The 7,148-nt window shown below is 60.5% G+C and carries 8 protein-coding genes; all 8 read right to left on the reverse strand.

What is annotated here, in order from left to right; translation table 11 throughout:
• Positions 1-221: 221 nt before the first annotated feature.
• On the reverse strand, positions 222-1,232 hold the full coding sequence (locus PQR53_RS25820) for a GlxA family transcriptional regulator (protein WP_408460291.1): 1,011 nt from the start codon (positions 1,230-1,232) through the stop codon (positions 222-224).
• 55 nt (positions 1,233-1,287) lie between these two features.
• Positions 1,288-2,343, reverse strand: a complete 1,056-nt coding sequence (locus tag PQR53_RS25825) for a HoxN/HupN/NixA family nickel/cobalt transporter (protein WP_408460294.1) — start codon at positions 2,341-2,343, stop codon at positions 1,288-1,290.
• A gap of 83 nt (positions 2,344-2,426) precedes the next feature.
• The gene (locus tag PQR53_RS25830) at positions 2,427-2,774 is read right to left on the reverse strand and encodes a nitrile hydratase accessory protein (RefSeq protein WP_179742166.1); all 348 of its coding nucleotides are present in this window, start codon (positions 2,772-2,774) and stop codon (positions 2,427-2,429) included.
• Between the two features lie 2 nt (positions 2,775-2,776).
• Positions 2,777-3,418 (reverse strand): nitrile hydratase subunit alpha, encoded by a 642-nt coding sequence (gene nthA, locus PQR53_RS25835; RefSeq protein WP_408460298.1) that lies wholly within the window; start codon positions 3,416-3,418, stop codon positions 2,777-2,779.
• Between the two features lie 33 nt (positions 3,419-3,451).
• Entirely contained in the window at positions 3,452-4,195 is a 744-nt protein-coding gene (nthB, locus tag PQR53_RS25840; RefSeq protein ID WP_408460301.1) for a nitrile hydratase subunit beta, read from the reverse strand.
• A gap of 25 nt (positions 4,196-4,220) precedes the next feature.
• Positions 4,221-4,724 (reverse strand): DUF1097 domain-containing protein, encoded by a 504-nt coding sequence (locus PQR53_RS25845; RefSeq protein WP_408460304.1) that lies wholly within the window; start codon positions 4,722-4,724, stop codon positions 4,221-4,223.
• Between the two features lie 25 nt (positions 4,725-4,749).
• Positions 4,750-5,739, reverse strand: a complete 990-nt coding sequence (locus PQR53_RS25850; protein WP_408460307.1) for a CobW family GTP-binding protein — start codon at positions 5,737-5,739, stop codon at positions 4,750-4,752.
• Positions 5,740-6,051: 312 nt separating this feature from the next.
• On the reverse strand, positions 6,052-6,966 hold the full coding sequence (locus PQR53_RS25855) for a LysR family transcriptional regulator (RefSeq protein ID WP_408460310.1): 915 nt from the start codon (positions 6,964-6,966) through the stop codon (positions 6,052-6,054).
• Between the last annotated feature and the right edge of the window lie 182 nt (positions 6,967-7,148).

Below are 7,148 nucleotides of genomic sequence, written 5' to 3' on the forward strand. Positions count from 1 at the left end.
TGTCACATGTTCTACGTAGCTGGATTCATATCGGAAGCAACGCATATAACGAGTACACTTTTGTGCCGTGGCTTGGCAGAACTATTTATCGCCGTACCGTCGACTTCTCCGCCATATGCATCCAGTAGCCGCAAGTCAGCGGTTGCGCTGCAGTGATTCTGACTAGCGAGCTCATCAAGGCCCGCGCACGCGTCTGAGACGCGCTGAAATTGAAAGAACCCTTATCGGCCGGATTCGCGGACCCCCGGCCCGTCGTCGTTCAACGAATCGCCGGAGCGAAAGCGCTGCCGGTATTCAACGGGACTAATCTGAAGCCGGCGACTAAATGTGCGCCGAAGTGTATCCGCGCTCTCAAAGCCGCAACGTTTCGCGATTTCGCCGATTGGGTGGCGAGTGCTTTCGAGGTAGCGGCGGGCGGCGTCGATGCGCGCGTCGTTCAGGAATGCGATGAGACTGACGCCACATTCCTTGGTGAAGATGCGCGACAGATTGCGCGGACTCATTTTGAGCCGGCGCGCCAGCGACGTGGTCGTATGATTCAGATGAAGGTTGTCGAGCAGGTACTGCTGAATCGACTGGATCTGCGAGTCGCTGGCGGCCTGGGTTTCCAGCAGCGGACTGAACTGCGACTGGCCGCCCGCGCGGCGCACGTACACGATCAGATACTTCGCGACGTCGAGCGCCATCTGCTTGCCGAAGTCTTCTTCGATCATGACCAGCGCCAGATCGATGCCGGCGGTCACGCCCGCGGTCGTGTAGAGGCTGCTGTCTTTTACGTAGATCTGGTCGGGTTCGACCTTCGCCTTCGGAAACATCGATGAAAGACGTGTGGCGTCCATCCAGTGTGTCGTGACCGTCCGGTTATCGATCATGCCGGCGGCGCCGAACGCAAAAACGCCGTTGCAGATAGCGGCGATCCGCCTGGTACTCTTGTGCTGCTTGGCGAGCCATTCGCTGAGCGTCGAGTCTTCCAGTACTTCGAATACGCCGAGGCCACCGGGCACGATCACCGTGTCAAAATGCGGACACGGATCGAAGATGGTCCGGTCCGGCATGACCGTCAGCCCGCTGGAAGACAGCACACTGCCCCGCGTCGTGCCGATTGTCAGCATTTCGTATTCGCACGCCCCCTGACTGAGGACGCGGACCTCCGCGAAGGCATCTTTGGGGCCGGCGATATCGAGCAGCTGGAAGCCGGGGTACAGGACCATTCCGACGGTGATCTTGCGCATAGGTGTCAGTCAAAATGGAGCCGACGCTGGGGCGGCGCATACCGCATGCGCTCGCCTAGTGGTTCGTCTCAAGTTCGTCGAAGCGCCGGGTTCGGTAAAGCACCATCGATACGAGCCAGCTCGCGGCGAAGATACCAATGATGATGTAGCCCAGCGTGCCGAAGTTATCGTTCAACGTACCGATAGCATCCCACAGCTTGCCTTCGAGCTTCAAGTGGTCAGAAATCAGGCCCAAAGCCTCGATCGTGCCGACCAGCAGCGCGACCGCGACCGACACCAGCGTAATCGTCATGTTGTAGTAGATCTTACGAATCGGCTTGAGGTACGCCCAGCCGTAGGCACCGAGCATCAGATGACCGTCGAGCGTGTCGACCAGCGACATCCCCGCGCTGAAAAGCGCCGGGAACACCATCACTGACCATGGCGAAATGCCGTGCGAAGCCTGCGACGCGGACATGCCGAGCAGGCTCACCTCGGTCGCGGTATCGAAACCGAGTCCGAACAGAAAGCCAAGCGGGAACATGTGCCAGCTACGCGCGACGAGCCGAAACATCGGGCGAAAGATCCGCGCGAGAAAGCTGCGATCGGCCAGCAACATGTCGAAGTCGTCGTCGACGTAGGCACCGCCTGCGCGCACGTGGCGCCATGCCTGGAAGATCGATTTCAGAATCACGAGGTTCAGGAACGCAATCGCGAACAGGAAGACGGTCGACACCGACGTGCTGATCAGTCCGCCCAATTCCTTGTAGTGGGCAAAGCGCGTGTTCAACGCGCTTGCGACTGCTGCAACCGCGAGCGAGGCGATGACGATGATAGTCGAGTGACCGAGCGAGAAGAAAAAGCCCACGGCAACAGGGCGTTGTTTCTCCTGCATCAGCTTACGGGTCACATTGTCGATCGCGGCAATATGATCGGCATCGACCGCATGGCGCAAGCCTAGTCCATAGGCGATCAACGCGGTGCCGAGCAGGACCGGGTGGTCCCGGAACGACACGAACGCCCAGATCCACGCGCCGACATTCATCACCAACAGCAGGCCGTAGATGCCGAAAAGCTTGCGCTGGACCTGCGGATCGGATCCGGTGAGTACATTGGACAGTTGCTTGAGCATGGTAGATATCCTGATGAAACTTCGTTTTGCGATATGGCGGGCGTCTCGTGCTATTGCCTGAATGCCGCAAGCATGGGCACGGCTCAGTTGCCTGACGGACGCAACGCACGCAGATTCAGCGACGCCATGTCGGTGGCCGACAGCACGCCGGCCTGCGTCACGGTCTTTTCGAGGGCGAGCAGAAAGCGCTCGTAGTAATCCCACGGCGGCTGCCCCGCGCAGTATCCGTCTTCCCATTCGGCGATCGACTCGATGAGGTTTTGACGGAAGTCGTCCCACTCGAAGTGCCCCGCCTTCGACAGCGAAAGCGCGAGCCCGAATACCTGCCGTTCCCATGGCTTGTCGAACAGCAGCTTGCCTTGCATGCGCGGCGGAGAGTCCGGATGTCCCAGCATGCTGGAGGCGGCATATTCCTCGAAACGGGTAAACATGATCAGACCGCCGGCCGTGGCGATGCAGCGGGCGAGGGCACCAGCGCCACACCCATCATCGCTTCGGGGGTGACGAGCCCGGCCAGTTCCGCTTCGCTCATGCCTTCGGTGCCGGCGGGCCGCTCCGGGATGACGAACCAGCGGATTTGCGCGCTGCTGTCCCATACCTTGACTTCCGTGTCGTCCGAAACCGGCACGCCGAACTCCTTCAGCACGGCGCGCGGTTCGCGCACGCCGCGCGCGCGGAACACCGGGTCTTTGTACCAGTACGGCGGCAGACCCAGCACGGGCCACGGATAACAGGAGCAGAGCGTGCAGATGATGAGGTTGTGAACGCCGTTGCCGTTGGCGACCGCGGCCATGTGTTCGCCTTCCGCGCCTTCCATGCCGGCCGGGAAGTTCATTTCCGCAATGGCCTTCGGTGTGTCTTCGACTAGGCGCTCCCTGAACGCCGGGTCGATCCACGCGCGCGCCACGATTTTCGCGCCGTTGAACGGGCCAGCCATCGTTTCGAAATGACTGAGCACGGTGTCGACCGAGTCGCTGCCCAGCACCCCTTTCTCGATCAGAAGCGCTTCAAGTGCGCGTACCTTGGCCGCGCTCGCGGCTTCGCGCTCGTCGTCGTATTTGAAAAGTTCGCTCATGTTAGTTTCGTACCGGATGATGGATGGGGAGATTCAGTTCGATGCGTCGAGATACGCTTCGTAGAGGTCGGCGTAGATCGTCGTGTTCGGTTCGCTCTTGTCCTTGCCCCAGATGTCCTCGGCCTTGAATGCAACGCGATAGACGGGCATCGGCTCGCCGATGCCGTCGGGTCCGGTCGAAACGAAGTAGGAGAAGGCGCCCGGATAGACGAGGTCGATCACACCGCGCTTGTTGCGCAGGTAGCCCGGCAAACGCGTGTGATCGACGGCGGCCGGATCGGCGATGCGCACCTCGGCGCCGGATTCGAAACGCGGCGCCTGCGTCAGTGTGTTCAGCCCTGAATCACCTTTCGCGAGGTACTCGTTGATCTGCGAGGCAATGCCCGGATTCGGCTGCGCGGGCAGCGGCGCATCCGGCTGAGCGCGGTAATGCTCGGTCTTCTGCGCAAGTTCCTCGGCCGATACATAACCCTGATCGATGAAGAATTGCGAAATCCCCATCAGCCACTTTTCGTAGTACCGGTATTTGAAGTATTCGAACGGCTGCATGCCTTCGGCGCCGGTGCGCAGCGACGCCCAGGTCCACGTATTCCTGAACGTGGTAGGCAGCGTCGCCACCGGATACTTTGGCAGCGCGTCCGACAGATGCGCGCTTTCCGCCATCATCACCGTATGAATGCCGAAAATGCGCTTCTCCCACTGCTCGACGAAAACCCGTGTCTCGACACTGACGGGTCCGAGGTTTTCGAGCCCGCCAAGGCTGTGCTGTAGTTTCATGGTGTGCGGTTCCTGAAGTGAGAGGTCAGTTGAGTTGCGGCTGGGGCTGGTGGCTGAGTGCTTCGCCGAACGCTTCGGAGACGATGCCGAAGACAGCGCCGGTGACGAGCGCGGCGGCGGCCACTAACGCGGGGTTGTGGATGCCGACCGTGGTAATCGCCTTACCGGAGGCGACGGTGGTGCCGACCGTGGAAGCGAAGCCCCACACAACGGCGGGCAGCACATTCAGCAACTTCAGTTTCGATACCTGCACCATCGCCGCACTGCCGACACCGACGCAAACCGCCACGGCGATCGGCGCCGGCCCGGTATTGGCGATCGCCAGCAACGAGAGCGACGCGATGACGAGGCCGGTGAGGTTCGACGCGACGCTCTGCACGAAGCCGCGCGGACCACCACCGACCACGAAGAACGACGCCCAGGCGATAAAGGTGACCCACACCGGGACCGGAAACACCGTTGCGGTCACGTAGGTGTCGACGACGGCGAGCACGCCGATACTGACGGTAAGCGCATTAGTCTTCTTCATTGCAGACTCCTTGAGGGTAGGTGGGCTAGTGAATACAGCTGAGAAACGATTCGCGTAGTTGCGGAAAATCCAGATTGCGGCCGATGAACACGAACTTGTTCTCGCGCGGCTCGTCCTTCAGCCATGCGCGTCCGGGTGCGGCTTCCAGCAACATATGCACGCTATGGAAATGGAACTGCCGCGCTTCGGCGTGGAAGTTGAGGACCCCTTTCATCCGCATCAGTTGCTGCCCTTGCTGCTGCACGAGTTCATTGATCCAACGGTTAAAGCGCGTCGCATCGAGGTCGCCCTTTTCGACCAGCGCGCACGATTGAATCGACGTGTCGTGTTCGTGGTCGTGAGCGCCTTCGTCGAGCAGATCGGGCTCGATCGCGAGCAGCGCGGGCAACGAGAAGCGGCGCATACCCAGCAGAGCGTCCGCGCGGATTTGCGAACGAGTCGAGGTGATGATGGCGGCGGTCGGATTCAATGAACGGATGGTTCGTTCGATGGCGATCAGCTCGTCTTCCGCGATCAGGTCGAGCTTGTTGATCAGAATGACGTCGGCGAAGGCCACCTGTTCGCGCGCGATGTCGTCATCGAGTTGCTGGCGCAGATGCAGTGCGTCGACCACGGTGACGACCGATTCGAGATCTACGGCTTCGCGCAGGTCGGGATCGGCGAGGAACGTTTGCAGGACCGGCGCCGGATCGGCCAGTCCGGATGTCTCGACGATCAGGCGCTGCATGGGCGCCGCGCCGGTCTGTGGACGCGCCAGCAGCGCTTTCACACTGTCGACGAGGTCCGCGCGCACCGTGCAGCACACGCAGCCGTTATTGATCTCGACCAGCGCCTGTTCTTCGGCGACGATCAGTTGACCGTCGATGCCGACTTCGCCGAATTCGTTGACGACCACGCCGATTGATCCCGGCGCGTGTTGCTGCAGCAACTGATTGACGAGCGTGGTTTTGCCGGCGCCGAGAAACCCGGAGATGATGGTGACGGGAAGCTTGCGCGGTATGGGTGTGCGATTCATGAGTGAGTCCGTTGCTGATCGAGACTGACTCAATAGAGCGAGTACCAGGCCTGTCGCCGGCATCCGTCTGTGCGGGAACCCAGCTTGTCCCGAATGCACTGAAAATGTGGCGGTTTTTGTCCGAGGCGGAAAATAAGGACAAAATGGCACGATGATGCGGCCGGAAGCCGATGCCAAGCGCTGGTGCAGAGGTGGGATTCGATGCGCCGCGACGGTGCGTAATGCTCCGTGACTACGCGATGCGGCGGGGATGACCCGCTGGAAATGCGCTAATGAAAGCGCGAATTCTGCAGTAACTGACGGTGTCTACGGCTATTCCGCTTTCGTCGGGGCCGGCGTCTGGAAATGCTCGACCAGAAATTCGATGAACGCTCTCGCACGAACGGTCTGGTTGCTTCGGCTCGGATAGTAGACGTACAGATCCGCTGACGGCAGCACGAATTCAGGCAGCACCACCTTCAGCCTGCCACTCTCCAGATACTTGGCCAGATCCCACTCCGAACGAATCACAATCCCGTGGCCGTCCAGCGCCCATCCGAGCACGATGTCTCCGTCGTTGCTCGACAGCATCCCGTGCACCTTCACGACTTCACTCTGGTCGCCGTGCATGAAGCGCCAGATACCGTAGGCATCGTCGTTCTGCCGATGGATGATGCAACGGTGATCGCTGAGTTCCTGAAGGCTGGACGGCGTGCCGTGCCGCTTGAGATAGCCGGGCGAGGCGCACAGCAAACGCCGGTTCGACATCACACGTCGGGCATTGAGGCGTTTGTCGGGCAGCAAGCCGAACCGGATAGCCAGATCAATGCCGCTTTCGACCAGATCGATTGGCCTGTCAGTCACTTCAACCTGCACCGCGACATCCGGATAGCGTTTGGCGAATTCGGAGACGATCGGCGCGATCGCCGTGCGGCCGAAGCCGAGCGTCGCGTTTACGCGTAACAGACCGCGCGGTGTCGAGCGGCCGCTCGACACCAGGTCTTCCATTTCGCGGACTTCGGCCAGAATCCGTGTCGCGTGCAGCAGGTAGGTTTGGCCCTCGCTTGTCAAACTGACGCTGCGCGTGGTCCGGTTGACGAGTCGCACGCCGAGCCGGTTTTCCATCTGCACAAGTCGTCGGGTGGCAGCCGGCGGCGTCAGATCGAGCGCTCGGGCTGCCGCCGAGAGGCTGCCGTGGCGTGCGATCAGCACAAAAAACTCAAGATCAGAAGCGATGTCAGTTTTCACTGAAAGTGAATAAACAAGTGATTTGCAGTGAATTCTAAACCTGCATCCCGCGGATAAGCTATTGCTTCCCCACTTCCCCGTACTTTGACCTGCGTGGAATGTCTCAGATGCCTTCGATATTCGACCGTACCCATCGTTTGCGAGTAACGCCAGAATGACAAACAAGACCGACGCACGGAACA

This window comes from Paraburkholderia fungorum (assembly GCF_046027605.1).
GTDB lineage: Bacteria > Pseudomonadota > Gammaproteobacteria > Burkholderiales > Burkholderiaceae > Paraburkholderia > Paraburkholderia fungorum_F.